General features: G+C 61.1%; 16 protein-coding genes. 5 read left to right on the top strand and 11 right to left on the bottom strand.

The features are described 5' to 3' along the window. Positions 1-138: 138 nt before the first annotated feature. The 5 genes from V1294_RS30500 to V1294_RS30480 form a co-directional block, all read right to left on the bottom strand. A complete protein-coding gene (locus tag V1294_RS30500; protein ID WP_334502389.1) occupies positions 139-900 on the bottom strand; it encodes an outer membrane protein in 762 nt (253 codons plus the stop codon). A 233-nt stretch (positions 901-1,133) separates the two neighbouring features. Then, positions 1,134-1,424 (bottom strand): hypothetical protein, encoded by a 291-nt coding sequence (locus V1294_RS30495; protein ID WP_334478494.1) that lies wholly within the window; start codon positions 1,422-1,424, stop codon positions 1,134-1,136. 48 nt (positions 1,425-1,472) lie between these two features. Then, on the bottom strand, positions 1,473-1,931 hold the full coding sequence (locus tag V1294_RS30490; protein ID WP_334502388.1) for a MaoC family dehydratase: 459 nt from the start codon (positions 1,929-1,931) through the stop codon (positions 1,473-1,475). Positions 1,932-1,960: 29 nt separating this feature from the next. Next, positions 1,961-2,611, bottom strand: coding sequence for a 3-oxoacid CoA-transferase subunit B (locus tag V1294_RS30485; RefSeq protein WP_334478497.1), 651 nt, complete (start codon positions 2,609-2,611; stop codon positions 1,961-1,963). A 3-nt stretch (positions 2,612-2,614) separates the two neighbouring features. Further along, positions 2,615-3,262, bottom strand: coding sequence for a CoA transferase subunit A (locus V1294_RS30480; protein WP_334502386.1), 648 nt, complete (start codon positions 3,260-3,262; stop codon positions 2,615-2,617). A 368-nt stretch (positions 3,263-3,630) separates the two neighbouring features. On the opposite strand from V1294_RS30480, the gene V1294_RS30475 reads away from it, so the two are divergent. Together V1294_RS30475 and V1294_RS30470 are read left to right on the top strand one after the other, a co-directional pair. Beyond that, positions 3,631-4,281, top strand: coding sequence for an alpha/beta fold hydrolase (locus V1294_RS30475; protein WP_334502385.1), 651 nt, complete (start codon positions 3,631-3,633; stop codon positions 4,279-4,281). A gap of 13 nt (positions 4,282-4,294) precedes the next feature. Further along, positions 4,295-4,513, top strand: a complete 219-nt coding sequence (locus V1294_RS30470) for an alpha/beta fold hydrolase (protein ID WP_334502384.1) — start codon at positions 4,295-4,297, stop codon at positions 4,511-4,513. 7 nt (positions 4,514-4,520) lie between these two features. On the opposite strand, the gene V1294_RS30465 is transcribed toward V1294_RS30470, so the two are convergent. After that, positions 4,521-5,192: a helix-turn-helix domain-containing protein gene (locus V1294_RS30465; RefSeq protein ID WP_334489556.1), complete on the bottom strand. Its 672-nt coding sequence runs from the start codon at positions 5,190-5,192 to the stop codon at positions 4,521-4,523. 289 nt (positions 5,193-5,481) lie between these two features. Here V1294_RS30465 and V1294_RS30460 point away from each other — a divergent pair, with 289 nt between their 5' ends. From V1294_RS30460 to V1294_RS30450, 3 genes are all read left to right on the top strand, one after another. Continuing rightward, entirely contained in the window at positions 5,482-7,326 is a 1,845-nt protein-coding gene (locus tag V1294_RS30460; protein WP_334502382.1) for a sensor histidine kinase, read from the top strand. 9 nt (positions 7,327-7,335) lie between these two features. After that, a complete protein-coding gene (locus V1294_RS30455) occupies positions 7,336-7,974 on the top strand; it encodes a response regulator transcription factor (protein ID WP_334502380.1) in 639 nt (212 codons plus the stop codon). Positions 7,975-8,156: 182 nt separating this feature from the next. After that, positions 8,157-8,531, top strand: a complete 375-nt coding sequence (locus tag V1294_RS30450; RefSeq protein ID WP_334478504.1) for a response regulator transcription factor — start codon at positions 8,157-8,159, stop codon at positions 8,529-8,531. Positions 8,532-8,602: 71 nt separating this feature from the next. Here the strand turns inward: V1294_RS30450 and V1294_RS30445 are convergent, their stop codons facing one another. The 5 genes from V1294_RS30445 to V1294_RS30425 all read right to left on the bottom strand — a co-directional run bounded on the left by V1294_RS30445 (position 8,603) and on the right by V1294_RS30425 (position 15,508). After that, entirely contained in the window at positions 8,603-9,058 is a 456-nt protein-coding gene (locus V1294_RS30445) for a hypothetical protein (protein WP_334502378.1), read from the bottom strand. Between the two features lie 190 nt (positions 9,059-9,248). Continuing rightward, positions 9,249-9,980: a GntR family transcriptional regulator gene (locus V1294_RS30440; RefSeq protein WP_334502376.1), complete on the bottom strand. Its 732-nt coding sequence runs from the start codon at positions 9,978-9,980 to the stop codon at positions 9,249-9,251. Between the two features lie 193 nt (positions 9,981-10,173). Continuing rightward, a complete protein-coding gene (locus V1294_RS30435) occupies positions 10,174-10,998 on the bottom strand; it encodes an aminoglycoside N(3)-acetyltransferase (RefSeq protein ID WP_334502374.1) in 825 nt (274 codons plus the stop codon). 219 nt (positions 10,999-11,217) lie between these two features. Continuing rightward, positions 11,218-12,147: a response regulator gene (locus V1294_RS30430; protein WP_334478509.1), complete on the bottom strand. Its 930-nt coding sequence runs from the start codon at positions 12,145-12,147 to the stop codon at positions 11,218-11,220. After that, positions 12,137-15,508, bottom strand: coding sequence for a hybrid sensor histidine kinase/response regulator (locus tag V1294_RS30425; RefSeq protein WP_334502372.1), 3,372 nt, complete (start codon positions 15,506-15,508; stop codon positions 12,137-12,139). Before V1294_RS30425 ends, V1294_RS30430 begins: the two co-directional genes overlap by 11 nt. Positions 15,509-15,532 lie beyond the last annotated feature (24 nt).

The following is a 15,532-nucleotide window of genomic DNA, read 5'->3' as shown; positions in this document are numbered from 1 at the left end:
CGCTTCGCTAACCCTTCGCCGTCATCAGGCTGGATAGAGTACTTCCACCTCCAAGCTGTCGTTCATACTCGGCACATACAAAAAAGCCCCGGCACTGTGCCGGGGCCAAGGCTCGACTTGCTGGAGACAAACCCTTGATCAGTAGCGAGCCGCGACAGGCGCCCCGAAACCGCCGAAGCGGTAGTTGATGCGAGCGGTGACGATATCGACGTCCTGAGTGATGCGGTCGTTGCCGACGAAGGCGCCGGTCGGGTCGACGAAGGTGTGGGTGCGGTCCTGCATGAACAGGTGATTGTACTCGACGCCGACCGACCAGTTGGGAGCGAAGCCGAATTCGATGCCCGCGCCGACCACGGCACCCCAACGGGTGTCGTCGCCAGTGGTGGCGACTACGAGGCCCGTGGGAATATCAAAGACGCGGAAACGGTCCGCCGTAACGGCCGCACCGCCCTTGACGTAGAACAGAACGTTGTTGGCGGCGTAACCGACCTGGCCCGTGATCAGGCCGAACGCATCGATGCGCGATTCGTTGCGGAGGCCGGGGAAAAACAGGCTCTCATTGCTGCCCTGGAAGTCGGCCCAGTTGCCCTGGCCTTCAATGCCGAACACCCAGGTGCCGGCCTGCCAGCGATAGCCGAGCTGACCGCCGACGGTGCCGCCGTCTGCGTCATGGCAACCCTCGGCCGTGACGAACGTGCCGGCCGGCGTCACGAAGTCCCAGCACTTGCGGCTCGTACCCCAGCCGCCGTTGGCGCCGATGTAGAAGCCAGTCCAGTCGTAGATCGGAGCCACGACCGGCGCGGGTGGCCGTGCCTTGACTGCCATATCCGCAGCGGATGTGGGGGCGGCGATGCCGACCAATGCTACAAGACCAACGGTAGCCAGCAGAAAACTTTTCATTTTTTCCTCTCCATTTCCGTTGGCTTTAAATTGTCCCCACCAACGGGTGTTGCAGGCGTTGCATTGATTCCAACTTGCAACTGAAGCCTACGTACTTTAGGCAAAATGCTCGTGCCAAAATGGCAACACTCAAGAGCAATGGGTGAGCGCTCATATTGCTTTGTTGATTATCGTGCATATGGCGGGCACGGCTGTGCGCCGCGAGAGTTTCGCGCGCCCTTTGAAGGTGCGGTTTATTCGATCTTCCCAGAGTGCGGGTCAGTGCTTTCCGCCGCGTTGCCGCTGTCTTGTTGCTGTCCTTCGTCAAGCCATGACGGAATGTTTCCCGATGGGATCGCGCGTCTCGGCAAATGAGGAATGATTGTTCCGGCGGTCACGACCAATCCCTCGTCGAATTTCGCACGCGCAAAATTCCTGGCTTCCATTTCGGTTTCAAACGTTTGGGTCGATCGGGAGCGCCGGCTGCGGACCGCTGTGCCTCGCCATGGGAGTTCGAAGGTCACATACCAAGTGTGCTTCTTCATCCGATAATTCCGATGGATCTGCCAGCCGGAGCGTCTCCGGCATCGCGTTCAGCGGTGGTGGAGCGCGATCAGCTCGGCGACGCACGCAGGACGCTGGCCGCCTTCGATTTCGATCACCATGTGGTAGTTGACCCTCAAGCCATCGGGCGGGACGTCTTCCACTTCGGCGATGCTGGTGCGGCCTCTGATCCGTGAGCCGGCCGGGACGGGGGAGAGATAGCGGATCCGGTCCGCGCCATAGTTCAACGTGTTGCGCAGTCCTTTGAGCCCCATCACGGAACGAATGAACATCGGGGCAAGGCTGAGCGACAGCAGGCCGTGGGCGACGGTGACGCCCCCCGGAAGCTCGTTCCTTGCCCGCTCCTGGTCGACATGGATCCATTGATCGTCGCAGGTCGCCTGCGCAAAGAGGTTGATGCGCTCCTGGGTTACGTCAATCCATTCGCTGGCTCCGACCTCGGTGCCGACCGCTGCCTTGAACTCGCTGAAGTCGCTGAAGATGCGCATTGCTGGTCCTCGTGCCTAAGCTTGTCGGATCAGATTTTCATTTGGGGAACGTTGGCTGGGATGAACAAGTCCGCTTCCGTTACCGCCATGACCTCGGCGATGGTGACGCCCGGCGCGGTCTCCTGAAGCGTTATCCGTCCGGCGGTGAAGCCGATCACCGCCATATCGGTGACGACCAGGTCGACCGGCCGGGAAGAAGTCAGCGGCAGTGCGCATTTCTGCACGATCTTCGATTTTCCCTTGGCGGCGTGCTGCATGGCGACGATGACGCGCTTTGCTCCGGTCACCAGGTCCATCGCGCCGCCCATCCCCGGCACCATCTTGCCGGGGATCATCCAGTTGGCGAGGTGTCCTTCGGCGTCGACCTGCAGGCCGCCGAGGACCGTTATATCCACGTGACCACCACGGATCAATCCGAACGACATCGCGCTGTCGAAGACGCAGGCGCCGGGCAGGGCGCTGATCGGCCGTCCGCCGGCATCGGTAAGGTGGGGGTGAGCCATGCCTTGCTCCGGTATGGGTCCCGTGCCGATCAATCCGTTTTCCGACTGAAAAAATACCTTGAGATCGGACGGAACAAAGTTTGCGACCAGTGTCGGAATTCCGATGCCGAGATTGACGAGGTTACCTGCGCGGAGTTCGCGTGCCACCCGTCGCGCGATGATCGATTGAGCATCCACGGGTCACCCGTTGGCGATGAGGTAATCGACGAGCGGCGCGGGCGTTACGACATGGTCGGGCGCGATGACGCCGACGGGAACGATGTTCTCCGCGGTGACGATGACGGTATCGGCCGCCATTGCCATGACGGGATTGAAGTTGCGTGCGGTCAACGCGTAGGCGAGGTTGCCAAGGTAATCCGCCAGAAATGCATGGATCAGCGCAAAGTCCGAGCGAAGCGCCGTCTCGAGCAGGAAGCTCTTGCCGTCGACCTCGATCCTTCGTTTGCCTTCCTCGACCATGGTGCCGACGCCCGTCGGCGTCAGTACGCCTCCCAGGCCGCAGCCGCCGGCCCGAATGCGCTCGACGAAGGTGCCCTGAGGCACCAGGTTGACGGCGACCTGGTTGGCCATCATCTGCTTTTGTACGTTCGGATTGAGCCCAATGTGGCTTGTGGTCAGCGTCGAGACCAGCGCCGCATCGAACAGTTTCCCGACGCCCTTGCCGGGGAACGCGGCGTCATTGCTGATGATGGAGAGTTCGCACTTCCTTTGCCTGACCAGTTCGTCCAGCAGACGCTCCGGCGTTCCGACCCCCATGAACCCACCGACCATCACGGTTGAGCCGTTGGGGATCCTGGCGACCGCTTCTTCCACGGAGACGGCTTTCATCGGAGACTCCGAAATCGCTTGCGCTTGCAGGCGCTTGCCCGAAGGTGGAGCGAAGCCGGCGTGAAGCTTTGATCTGTATCAAGGCTTCCGCTTCTGGTATCGATGCCATTGCCGGGATCGCCGTCTATCGGTCCTTGCGGCGTTCTATGCCAATCGAGGACAGCATATCGTCCCATAGCTTGCGTACCTGCTCGTGGCGGCTCTCGATGGCCGTGTCCACTTCGTTGCGAAGCGGCAGCAGGTCTGAGTCAATTCGCCTGTTGCCATCGACCGTCTGGTCAATGGCCCTTCAAGCGAGATCACTGTCGGTGTTGTGCCAACGTCGACCAGCGCAGCGCCGAACGCCGGCCTGAACAAGTAGGAACCTGATGGTGGCACGGGTGCGAGCGGGTGAGGTCCAACTCGGCTGGCGACAGTGGGGCGAGGGCGATGTCACCGTTGTCTTCATCCACGGCAATCTCGCCAGCAAGGACTGGATCGAACTCGCCGCGCCGCTGTTCCCCAGCGGCGTTCGTGTGATCGGCATCGACTGGCGCGGCTGCGGCGAAAGTGACCGGCCGCCGCCGACGGCCGATTTCTCCAACTATTCCATGCGCCAGCATGCGCTCGACATGCTGGCCGCACTCGATGAGTTGCAGATTCCCTTCTGCCACCTCGCCACCCACTCCACCGGCGGCATCATTGCCGCGCGCATGCTGCTCAAGCAGCCCGAACGCTTTGGCAGGGTGTTCGCGCTGGATCCGGTTACGCCGCTGGGCATGGCCTTCAATGCCGAGCAGACCGATCTGTTTCGCAAGATGATGAGGAGCCGGGAGCTGACGCGCGCGGTCATGGCCACCGCCGCGGCCTCGCTGTTCGTCCCCGAGAGCCTTGCGCCAAATACCGTGCCGCGCTTTCGCGAGGGCCTCGCTGAGATCCAGGCGTTCTACGAACCGCATCCTGGAGCAGACATTCGGTGTGTCCGAGGGCGTCTGGCTCGGGACGCCGTTCAACCTCAATCTGGAGCGGGAGAGCGGTGACCTGGAACGGCGCATGGCGGAGATCTGGCACCCGCACCTGGTGCTGTGGGGCGAGAAGGATGGCTGGATAGCTCCTGCCGATCTCAAGACCATGGCAGCAGCCATGCCGGATTGCCGGCTAATCACGGTGCCGGGCATTGGACATTCAATGAATCTCGAATCGCCCGCTCTCTACGCCGGATACTTTGGCGCATGGTTCGGCGGGCTTCCCGGAAGCGAAGTCGCGATCTAGCTCCGCGCTAAAGGTCCAGCTCCGCCAGCCGTCCCCGGTCCAGCAGTACGATTTGCCGCTGGGTCTGGCCGAGAAAGCCGAGAATGCCCATGCCGTGAAGATGTGACAGCGCCCGGGACACCGTTTCGAGCGTCAGGCCGAGATAGTCGGCGATATCGCGACGCGACATCGGAAGGGCCATCACGCCGGCGGCCGTCAAGCGGAGGTCCATCTCGCGCAGGAATGCGGCGACGCGTTCCAGCGACGTCTTGCGCCCCAAGAGCAGCATGTGGTCCTCGGCATGCCGGAGGTTGCTCGTTGTCATATTCAGGAGATCGAGCGCCACCATCGCGTCTGTTTCCGCAACGTGCTCCAGGCTGCATCGTTTCATCAGCCGTACTGTCGTATCGACGATCGCTTCCGCGGTAAATCGATGGGTTAAACCGTTCTCCAGTCCAAAAATGTCGCCGGCGAGGTGGAACGCGCCGATCTGGCGGCGGCCGTCGGAAAGAAGCTTGTGGGTGCGAACCGCGCCGTCTCCGACCTGGTAGATATAGTCGGCAGGTTCCGCCTCTCCAAAGATTTCTGTGCCCTTGTTGTACTTGAATTCGCTGAGGATTACCCTTGCCCGTGAAAGCTCGCCGAGTTGCCCCAGAGTCCTCGGCCTGCTTCCGGGATGAGCATTGACGTTGACAAACATGGATCTCTCCCTGTTTGAGACAATTTGTTCGCATCCCGGAGAGGCCTGCGTTGCCATGTGTCTATGCGTGGCTGGCCGCTCCCGGAATTGTGTTAAACCAGAGCGTGCAGGGAAGGCTATTGTATCGAGGGTCATTGGCCTCTGGGACAATGACCGGAAGGCCAATATTACAGTAGAACAGTAAGAAATTTTTATAGGACGTGCCCGCTGTCCCGGCCGACGTCTCATTTTTTGTTTCATTGGCGATGGTGGGGACAATTCTTCATCGCCTAACCTCGGTTCTGATGCCATGGGCGACTGGATCAGTGCGTTGTTGATGAGTGTAGCTGTCGTCCTCACCCCTCTCCCGGTGACGGCGCAGGAGTTGCGTTCGCGATCGATACTTGTTCTGGACCAATCCCAATCTACGGGGCCGTTTTTCCTTCAGGTGTTCGCTGGGCTCCGCGCCGGGATCGACGGCGGTGCCAGCGCTCACACCACGCTTTTCTCCGAAAGTCTCGATCTCAGCCGTTTTGATGGCGATGCCTATGACGAAAGTCTGCGCCGTCACTTCAGCGAGAAATATCGAGACAAGGATATCGGCGTTATCGTCACGATGGGCGCCGGGGCCCTGGAGCTTGTGCAGCGCTGGAGGGATGAATTATGGCCGGGAATTCCTGTCGTGTTCGGGATGGTCGATGAGATCGACTACGCCCGGCTGAAATTGCCGAACGATATAACGGGCAGCACTCTCAAGACACGACTCGCCGATTCAATCGAGGTCGCGCGAGCGGTGGTGCCTGATCTCGAAACCGTCGTCTTCGTTGGCGATCATTGGGACCGCCAGAACATATTCGGGAGCTGGGGCCTTGAGATACCCAAGGCCACCGCGGGATTGAATGTCATTGATCTCGTGGGCGCGACGATGGCGGAAGTGCGCAAGAGGGTCGAAGCGCTCCCCGCGCGCAGCGCCATCATCTATTCCGCAATCTATTCCGATGGTGAGGGTACCTACTATTCGCCTGCCAAAGCGTTTGAGCTGGTTGCGGAGAAGGCGAATCGGCCAATTATCGTTGCGGCGGAACCGCTTGTTGAGCTGGGCAGCATCGGGGGCTCTGTCATCGTTCCCGGTCTGGTTGGCGCTGACGCCGCAAAGCTGGCGTCGCGGATTTTACACGGAGAACCGGCGTCGAGTATTCCCGTAACGATGTCGCAAGCGGTGAAGCCGATCTTCAATTGGCTGCAGATGCAGCGATGGGGGGTCCGCGGGTCTGATTTGCCTCCCGGAAGCGAAATTCGTTTTCGCGAGCCAAATGTGTGGGAGAAGTATCGTTGGCAGTCCCTTTCTGTTGCGGCCGCGTTGTTGATACAGGCCGGGCTGATTTCGATTTTGCTGCACGAGCGGCATGGGCGAGCCATTGCTGAACGCGAATCCCGGAATCGCCTGACCGAGCTGGCCCACGCGAATCGTCAGGCGACAGCCGGGGAGCTGACTTCCACGATCGCGCACGAGCTGAATCAGCCCCTCGGTACAATTCTGACCAATGCCGAGACGGCAGAACTGATATTGAGTTCTCCGGCGCCGAACTTAAGCGAGGTCAAGGAAATCCTTGCCGACATCAGGCGGGATGATATTCGCGCCAGCGAGGTCATTCATCGCATGCGCAGCTTCTTGAGAAGGACGCCGTTCGAGGACAAGGCTGTCGACCTCAACGATACCGTGCGCAAGGTATTCGATTTCCTGTCGGTTCAGGCATCGGTGCGAAAAGTTGCGCTGTATTTCGAGCCCTCGGGAGAGCCGCTTCAGGTGAAGGGCGATCAGGTTCAGCTTCAGCAGGTCATCATGAACCTGGTTGTGAACAGCATGGATGCGATGGCTGCGATACCAAATGGGCGGACCGTGATTGGGCGAACCGAGATGAATGGTGGGTCGTCCGCAGTTGTTTCGATTTCGGATTCCGGTCCCGGGATTCCGACCGAGAAGTTGAACGAGGTCTTTGATCCATTCTTCACCACCAAGCAGCAAGGAATGGGAATTGGCCTGTCGATCTCGCGCACCATCGTACAGGCGCATAACGGGCGCATCTGGGCGGAAAATCAGAAGGAAAGTGGTGGCGCGGTGTTTCGTTTGTCTCTGCCGCTATCCTTATCGTAGGGGGGTCCATTGCCGGGGTATGTGCATATTGTTGACGACGACGCCTCGTTTCGGACGGCTATCGAACGTCGTTTGAAGAAGGCCGGTTACGAAGTCGCGACTTATCCGTCGGCCCAGCATTTGCTCGACAGTCTGCCGAGCGAAAATGAATTGGGCTGCATTTTGCTCGACGTGCGAATACCGGGATTGAGCGGTCCGGAGCTGCAGGGGCGTTTGAGCGAAATCGGCTCGATCTTGCCGATCGTTTTTCTCACGGGCTATGCGGATGTCCAGACCACGGTGCGGGCCATCAAGGCGGGCGCAGAAGATGTTCTCACCAAGCCCGTATCGTCGGAGGAGCTTCTTGCCGCAGTTGAGCGGGCCCTGGCTCACCACGAGGTAATGCGCGGCCAGAGAATCCAGCTCGACGTCGTGCGCGCTCATATTGCGAAGTTGACGCCGCGCGAACGCGAAGTCTTCGAACTCGTCATTCGCGGCAAGACCAACAAGCAGGTCGCCAACGTATTGGGCGCGACCGAACGCACGATCAAGGCGCATCGCCACAGGGTGATGGAGAAGCTGCAAGTGCAGTCTCTTGCCGAATTGGTCTCCCTTGCCGAGCGGGCCGGAGTTTTGAGAGATCCGTCGAGTACCGGACAGACGAATTGAGAAGTCGTCAACAGGATTTGAGTTCGCATTGTCCCATGGGACAATAGTAAATGCGGGACTCAGGGCTTACCAAAATAGTGTGGTGAGTCGGGGAACCACGACCTGATCGGCTTCGGCGGACGCTGACAGGTTTCAGATCGTCTCCTGGAAAGACGTTCAAGGCGCGATCAGGGATTGCGATCTTGGGAAATCGGAATGTCGTCTTTGTCGTCGATGATGACCCTGGAATGCTCAAAGGGCTAAAGCGGCTGCTACGCGAACACGGTTACGACAGCGTTGTGTTTTCGTCCGCCGAGGAGTTCCAGAATCACGACGATTTCGAGTCGGCATGTTGCGTGGTTCTCGACATCGATCTGAACAACGAATCTGGAATTGAACTGAGGCACCGTCTCAGAGCGGCAGGGATTTCACTGCCGGTTATTTACATTACCGCCAACGACAGCCCCACGGTCCGCATGGCCGCCATCGACTCCGGCTGCATTGCCTATCTTACAAAGCCATTCCGGGCGAAGTCGCTGATCGAGCCGATCGAAAAATTAGCGGCCAGGGCAGCGTAGATTGTCGCCGTCGCGAACACTACGCTTCATGCCGAGGCGCCTGTCGGGCGCCTCGGCTCGCCGGATCGCGATTATTCGCCCCAAGCGATCGTAATGCTGATGTCGCCCGGCACACCTCCGGGAAAATCGACGATCTGATAGTGGATGCGGTAGCCGCGCGGTTTCAGATAGTCGGACCAGAGCTGAAAGATTTCCTGCGCTATTCCCGTTAGCGTCTTTTCCCAGCCCGGCTCCTGTTGATTGATGGCGCGGCCGTTGTCGGTGCACAGCGTGTGGGGGAACCGATAGACCTGAACCTCGCTCAGCCCATTTCGTACCGCGCGCTGGATGACGGTCGAGGCAAGCTTGACCTTTTCGTCTTCGGTCAGGCCCGACGGCTTGCTCAGTTTTTCGATCAGCTTGTGCTTTTCAGATTCGGCTGCGGCTGTTCTGCGGGCATATTGTTCGGCCCTTTCAGCCTCCTGGAGGGCGGCTTGCTTCTGGATTTCCCTTGCCGTGGGCAGCAGTTCGTCGATTTTCTCGGGCATGGCTGATCCTTCCTCAATGACCGTCGCGCCTGAACCGGTAGCTAGCGTCAGCGCCGAGACCGCTCCTTTGATCCAAATCAAGCATTTGCGACGCCGCGCGACTTCAATTTTCGGCAGCGCCCGGCCGAGCGAGGAGATGGCATGAAGCGGTTACTTCACCGGCAAGTTTGATTTTGTGCAGACGGTCGGATCATTCCGCGGCGACGTGAGCAGCCCGGCTGCGACGGTCCTCATCGTGTGCGACGAAGAGATGACCAGCGTGCTTGATGACGTTTTTGGTCGTCTCGCGGATGTGGCGCTCGATGAGTTCCTGAGCCTTTGCCGTATTCCGCGCGATCGCCGAATCCATGATCATCTTGTGTTCGACATCCTTGGCGCGCCACTTTGGCCGGAACTGCGACGACATGCGTCGGTAGCGGTGCGCGCGTTCGAACAGCTTCTGGCGGATCTCCAGCAGGTTGGGGGAGCCGCAGGCGGCGACGAGCGAAAAATGAAAGTCGCCGTGCAGTTTGTCCCACTCGCCGGAAAGATAGTAGTTGGGGCCGAGGCGGTTCTGGAGGCGGTCCATCCGGTGGAAAGCGCCGATGATATCGGCTTCCCAATCGTCGTTACCGTGCTTGACGGCAAGCCCGATGCATTCACGCTCGACGAGCACGCGGACGTAGGTGAGGTCATTCAGGTCGTCAATCGAGACCGGCGCGACCACAAAGCCGCGCTGGTCCTCCGCGACCACGAGGCCCTCGGCCACGAGACGCGACAGTGCCTCCCGCAGCGTAGAGAAGCTGACGGCGTACATCTCGCGCAGCGCTTCGAACCGAAGCTTGGCGCCGGGCTTCAGCGTGCAGCTGATGATGTCAGTGCGCATCCGGTGCAGCACGTCCGCCGCGCGCGTTTCTCCTGCTGGCTTGAGCCTGTCGCGCATCCGCGTCGTCCTGGGTCGCTGTCCGCAACACGTCATGGGTTGCAGTCCGCACACTAGGGCCGATTTTCGAAAAAATCAAACAACGTCCGATGATTGGAGGCCGATAGGCCGGGGGAGGGAGCCCGAGGAATCCGGGGCCATGCCGGCGGCCTCGGCTCCGAAACCGGCAATTCTGGACCGCCTGACCGCGAGGTCAGTGGGATGTGGCGTCCGGGTCGAGCGCTTTGGAAAGAAAGTCGCTTGCGAAGTCGACGATTGCCTGCGCCGAGGTGAGCTTGCAACGCGCTCGCCCGACAGGACCCACCTGAGCCTGCCCGAGTTGCATGAACTGCTCGCCGATGAGCGGAAAATATCTGTTCAAGTCATCGCCCACATCCGGTGCGGAAACCCATGCTCGCTCGCTCCCGGCATCCACCGGAATCTTCCGCATCTTCCTCCGCCCGTGCGGTAGGCGGGATTCGGCAAAATGAAGCAGTGTGGCCCGATTGAAGCCCACTCCGAGCAGTAGCAATTTGGCATCGAGTTCATACAGACGCGCGAACGGCGACCCCGCACCTTGTCCCCATGACAGTTCATGCGGGCTCACAATGAACCTGGCTAGTGGCCCGCGCGCGGTGACCGAGACTTGCGGATGTTCGCTACGCATGACATCGGGCCAGGTTCGAAACGTCTCCGCGATGGCGCCCATGCTTGTCGGCGTGATCGCAGGATCAAAGGCAGGCACGTGCCGTCGCACGAATTCGATAACGTCATCCCCAAAGTGATGATCGTTCCAGGTTGCCGGGTCTGACACCCCGGGGCTGAACGCCGGCATCACCAATGTGCCCTGCGGTCCCAGGACGTCCATCAACGCACGAACCACAGTCGGCGCACCGCCCAGCACATGGCCGATAGCGCTGAGAGACGAATGCACCATAAGTACCTGCCCGGTACTCACTCCCAGCCGCCGAAGGTCCGAGGCAATTCCGGCCTTGGTGTGCGGCGCCTCGCTGTTTCCTGTGTTTGAATCAGCGCCCATGCAAATCCATCGTGCGTCTCGGCATTCGACTGCTCGAAATCCACCGCGGCCATTGAACCGCCTGCGCGCATCAAACCCAGCAGGCCTTTTCAATTAGCAGTGCCATTTATGCCGGTAAATGGCCTGTCCCATGATTTATCTGAGCCAGGCTTCAATTGTGCCCGTCAGGGAGTTTCGGCGAACAGCGTGCTGGATCGGCAGGGCCAAGCTGACCTTGCGTCAGGATTTTCGATGCTTCGCGTTCACCGCGATCGCAGCCGCCGCGGTGCGGTTCTCGACGCCGAGTTTCGAGTAGATCTGCTCGAGGTGCTTGTCGACGGTGCGCGGGCTCAAGCCCAGAATTTGCGCGATGTCGCGGTTGGTCTTGCCCTTCGACAGCCACGACAGCACTTCGCCCTCGCGCGTCGTCAGGCCAAGCTCGCTGGAGAATTCCGCCGGTGCGTCGGCGCCGGAATCTTTTGCAAGCCGCAGCAGGAATTCGTTGGTGCCCAGTCTGCCCATGTATTGCAGCCGGAGTTGTTCGTTGCCGGGAAGCGCGGTCATGATCGCGGCCTTCGACCCGGCCTTGCCCTTGCGGGCCTGGTCCAGCCATTGCGGGATCGGGTCGGGCAGCACGACATCGTCGTCGCTGTCAGGGCTAAGCGCATCCGACAGCAGTTTCTGCGCCTGTGGCGTCGCCCACATGATCTTGCCGACGCCGTTGACGGCGAGCAGATAGCGGCCGGAGACGTCGAGGGCGGCACGCGCGCTCTGGGTCAGCCGCGCATTGGCGAGGTGGACGCGGATGCGCGCCAGCATCTCCTCGACCGCAATCGGTTTTGTCACATAGTCGACGCCGCCGGCTTCCAGCCCGCGAACGATGTGTTCGGTTTCGGCCAGCCCCGTCATGAAGATGATAGGCACATGGTCGAGGCCGGCGTCGCGCTTCAGCCGCCTGCAGGTTTCAAAACCGTCCAGCCCGGGCATGACCGCGTCGAGCAATACGATGTCGGGCGTGATCTGGTCGACGATCCGCATCGCTGCTGCACCGTCAAGTGCGACCATGACCGTCATGCCGGCGCCGTCGAGCGCGTCGGTGAGCAGCCGCAGCGTCTCCGGCGAATCATCGACGATGAGGGCGACGTCGCGCTTTTTTGATTCAGTGATCATAGCTGTGCAGTGTTTTCAGGGCCGCCATGTACTGATCGAGATCGAAGCGGTCGATCAAGGTACGCATTTGCGACACGAAGTCGGCATGCTCAGGGTAATCTTGGCCGATCTCGTCCAGCTTGACCTGGATCGCGCGGATGTAGCCGAGTTGCCCGAGACCGATCAGTTCCTCGACATATTTCACCGGCGGCCGCGATCCGGTCTCCGGTCTCCAGCGCGGCTGGGGTATTGGCTCCGCCTCGTACTGCCATTCGATCTTGAGCAACTGCCGGATCGTCTCCACCAGCTTGGGGATGTCGATCGGCTTCATCAGATAGCCGTCGTGAAACGGCTGCGCCAGCGGCGCGCCGTGCGCTTCAAGCGCGCTCGCCGACACCATCAGGATGCGGGCCTGGTGATGGCCGCTGGCGCGCAACGTTTCCGCCACCGTCCAGCCGTCCATGCCCGCCATCGAGATATCAAGCAGAAACAAATCAGGCCGGCAGTGCTGCGCCAGCGCGAGGCAGCCGGGTCCATCGGGCGCGCTCAAGAGAATGAAGCCGAGCGGCGCCAGCACCTCGCGCAGGAGGTCGCGGTGAGTCGGATCGTCGTCGGTAATCAGGATCGTCTTGCGCGGGCCGTGATAGCCGAAGATCGGCGCCTCGATCGGCGCAATCCGCGTCGGATTGGTGACTTCCGACAGCAGGATCTTGACGCGGAAAATGCTGCCGGTGCCGACTTCGCTCGTCACCCTGATATCGCCGCCCATCACGCCGGCGAGCAGCCGGCTGATGGTCAGCCCGAGTCCGGTGCCGGTCTGCGGCTGCGATACGCCGAGCGCACCGCGCTCGAACGGTGCGAAGATGCGTTCGAGGTCGCTGGCCTGGATGCCGGGGCCGGTATCGATCACCTCGAACTCCGCGACCGGGCTGCGGTAGTGTACGACGAACTGCACGCTGCCGGTCTGCGTGAATTTCAGCGCATTCGACAGCAGGTTGATCAGAACCTGGCGCAGGCGTTTTTCATCGGCATAGACGACGAGGGGCAGCACCGAAGGCCGCCTGAAAACGAAATCGATGCCCTTGGCGGCGGCCTGAACGCGAAACATCCCCACGAGCTGGTCGAGGAATTCGCTGAACCGCACCTCGTCGCGCGACAGATAGAGCCGGCCGGCCTCGATCTTGGAAATGTCCAGAATGCCGTCGATCAGTCCGGACAGATGGTCGGCGCTGCGCCGGACCACGCGCACCTGATCGCGCGGCTTGGTGGCAAGGCCGGAATCCTGCTCAAGCAACTGGGCATAGCCACTGATGGCGTTCAGCGGCGAGCGCAGTTCGTGGCTGAGGCCGACCACATAGCGGCTCTTGGCGAGGTTCGCCGATTCCGCCACTTCCTTGGCGCGCTGCAGCTCGGCATCGGTGCGTTTGTGCGCGTCGATTTCCTGAATCAGAAGCGCGGTCTGCCGCCGCGTTTCCGCTTCGGCCGCGCGACGGCTCTCCTGCGCCAGCACGAACAGCCACGCCACCACGCCGATGATGATGGTGAGCGCGAAGAACACCTTCCACAGCACGTCGGACAGAAGGAGATTGTCCACCGCGACCTTCGCCGACGTCTGCAGGTAGATCAGCCCGAGTGTCAGCCCGACGAGGCCGGCGGATATCGCGAACACGCCGACATAATGCCCGAACTGCGAGTTGATCCGGGCGCAGATCGGCTCCGGCAGCATCTTGCCCAGCGTCTCCGATACCTGCGCGCCGATCCGCGCATGCGGCTTGCAGAGATCGTGGCAGCGCGCGTCGAGCGAACAGCACAGCGAGCAGATCGGGCCGGCATAGGCGGGGCAGGAGGCCATGTCCTCCGGCTCGAACGAATGCTCGCAGATACAGCACTGGATCGCTTCGAGGTTCTGCCAGCTTCGCTTCGGCTTGCGCGCGATGTAATATTTGCCGTCGGTGGCCCAGGCGATCAGGGGCGCGGTGACGAAGGCGACGGCGAGCGCCACGAAAGCGGACAGCGCCTTCGCCGTCGGCCCGAACAGGCCGTAGAACGCGCTGATCGAGACGATGGTCGCGATCGTCATCGCGCCGACGCCGACCGGATTGATATCGTAGAGATGCGCGCGCTTGAACTCGATGTGCTGCGGGCGCAAGCCCAGCGGTTTGTTGATGACGAGATCGGCGACCAGCGCGCCGACCCAGGCAATCGCAACGTTGGAGTAGAGCGCCAACGTCTGCTCCAGCGCCTTGTAGACGCCGATTTCCATCAAGAGCAGCGCCACCATGACGTTGAACACCAGCCAGACCACGCGGCCGGGATGGCTGTGGGTCAGGCGCGAGAAGAAGTTCGACCACGCGATCGAGCCGGCATAGGCGTTGGTGACGTTGATCTTGATCTGCGAGAGAATGACGAAGGTGCCGGTCAGCGCCAGCACCAGATCGGGCTGCGACAGCACGTAGCGGAACGCTTCGAGATACATATGCGCGGGCTCGGCGGCGTGCTCGCTGGGGACGCCGTGGCTGAGCGCGAAGTAGGCGAGGAACGAGCCCAACAATAATTTGAGCGCGCCAAAGATGATCCAGCCGGGGCCGGCGCTCAGCAATGCGATCCACCATGAGGCGCGAGAGGTTCGGCGGTCGCGCGGCAGAAACCGCAGGAAGTCGACCTGCTCGCCGATCTGCGCGACCAGCGAAAACACCACTGAGGCGGCGGTGCCGAACAGCAGCAGATCGAGATGGCCGCCGGCGTCGCCATGCTCGCCGGCGAATTTCCGCCACTCCGTAAACGAGTGCGGGTTGGCCCAGGCGATCGCCACGAAGGGGAGGATGTGCAGGACGATCCAGAGCGGCTGTGTCCACAGTTGAAAGCGGCTGATCAGAGTGATGCCGTAGGTCACCAGCGGAATGATGACGACGGCGCTGATGAGATAGCCGATCGGGCGCGGGATGCCGAAGCACATCTCCAGCGCGGCGGCCATGATGACCGCTTCGAGCGCGAAGAAGATGAAGGTGAAGGAGGCGTAGATCAGCGACGTAATGGTCGAGCCGATATAGCCGAAGCCGGCGCCGCGGGTCAGCAGGTCGATATCGATGCCGCATTTTGCGGCATGGTAGGCAATCGGCAGGCCGCAAAAGAAGATGATGACACTGACGACCAGGATGGCGGCGGTGGCGTTGGCTGCGCCGTAATTCAGCGTAATCGTGCCGCCGATCGCTTCCAGCGCCAGAAAAGAGATCGCGCCAAGCGCGGTATTGGCGACGCGGGCGGCCGACCATCGCCGGGCGCTCTTGGCGGTGAAGCGCAGCGCATAGTCTTCCAGGGTCTGGTTAGCAACCCACTGATTATATTGGCGTCTGACGCGGTCGATCCGCTGCCGCCCTGCCACTGTGATGCTCCTGCCCAGTTCAAC

The organism is Bradyrhizobium sp. AZCC 1678, assembly GCF_036924765.1.
GTDB lineage: Bacteria > Pseudomonadota > Alphaproteobacteria > Rhizobiales > Xanthobacteraceae > Bradyrhizobium > Bradyrhizobium algeriense.
Note: the sequence above shows the minus strand (reverse complement) of the source record. Positions and strands in the feature narration are given on the sequence as shown.

What these genes read in the sequence shown, in the direction of transcription:
- V1294_RS30500 (WP_334502389.1), bottom strand. Translation starts at nt 900, where the DNA reads ATGAAAAGTTTTCTGCTGGCTACCGTTGGTCTTGTAGCATTGGTCGGC.
- V1294_RS30495 (WP_334478494.1), bottom strand. Translation starts at nt 1,424, where the DNA reads ATGAAGAAGCACACTTGGTATGTGACCTTCGAACTCCCATGGCGAGGC.
- V1294_RS30490 (WP_334502388.1), bottom strand. Translation starts at nt 1,931, where the DNA reads ATGCGCATCTTCAGCGACTTCAGCGAGTTCAAGGCAGCGGTCGGCACC.
- V1294_RS30480 (WP_334502386.1), bottom strand. Translation starts at nt 3,262, where the DNA reads ATGAAAGCCGTCTCCGTGGAAGAAGCGGTCGCCAGGATCCCCAACGGC.
- V1294_RS30475 (WP_334502385.1), top strand. Translation starts at nt 3,631, where the DNA reads ATGGTGGCACGGGTGCGAGCGGGTGAGGTCCAACTCGGCTGGCGACAG.
- V1294_RS30470 (WP_334502384.1), top strand. Translation starts at nt 4,295, where the DNA reads ATGGCGGAGATCTGGCACCCGCACCTGGTGCTGTGGGGCGAGAAGGAT.
- V1294_RS30465 (WP_334489556.1), bottom strand. Translation starts at nt 5,192, where the DNA reads ATGTTTGTCAACGTCAATGCTCATCCCGGAAGCAGGCCGAGGACTCTG.
- V1294_RS30460 (WP_334502382.1), top strand. Translation starts at nt 5,482, where the DNA reads ATGGGCGACTGGATCAGTGCGTTGTTGATGAGTGTAGCTGTCGTCCTC.
- V1294_RS30445 (WP_334502378.1), bottom strand. Translation starts at nt 9,058, where the DNA reads ATGCCCGAGAAAATCGACGAACTGCTGCCCACGGCAAGGGAAATCCAG.
- V1294_RS30440 (WP_334502376.1), bottom strand. Translation starts at nt 9,980, where the DNA reads ATGCGCGACAGGCTCAAGCCAGCAGGAGAAACGCGCGCGGCGGACGTG.
- V1294_RS30435 (WP_334502374.1), bottom strand. Translation starts at nt 10,998, where the DNA reads ATGGGCGCTGATTCAAACACAGGAAACAGCGAGGCGCCGCACACCAAG.
- V1294_RS30430 (WP_334478509.1), bottom strand. Translation starts at nt 12,147, where the DNA reads ATGATCACTGAATCAAAAAAGCGCGACGTCGCCCTCATCGTCGATGAT.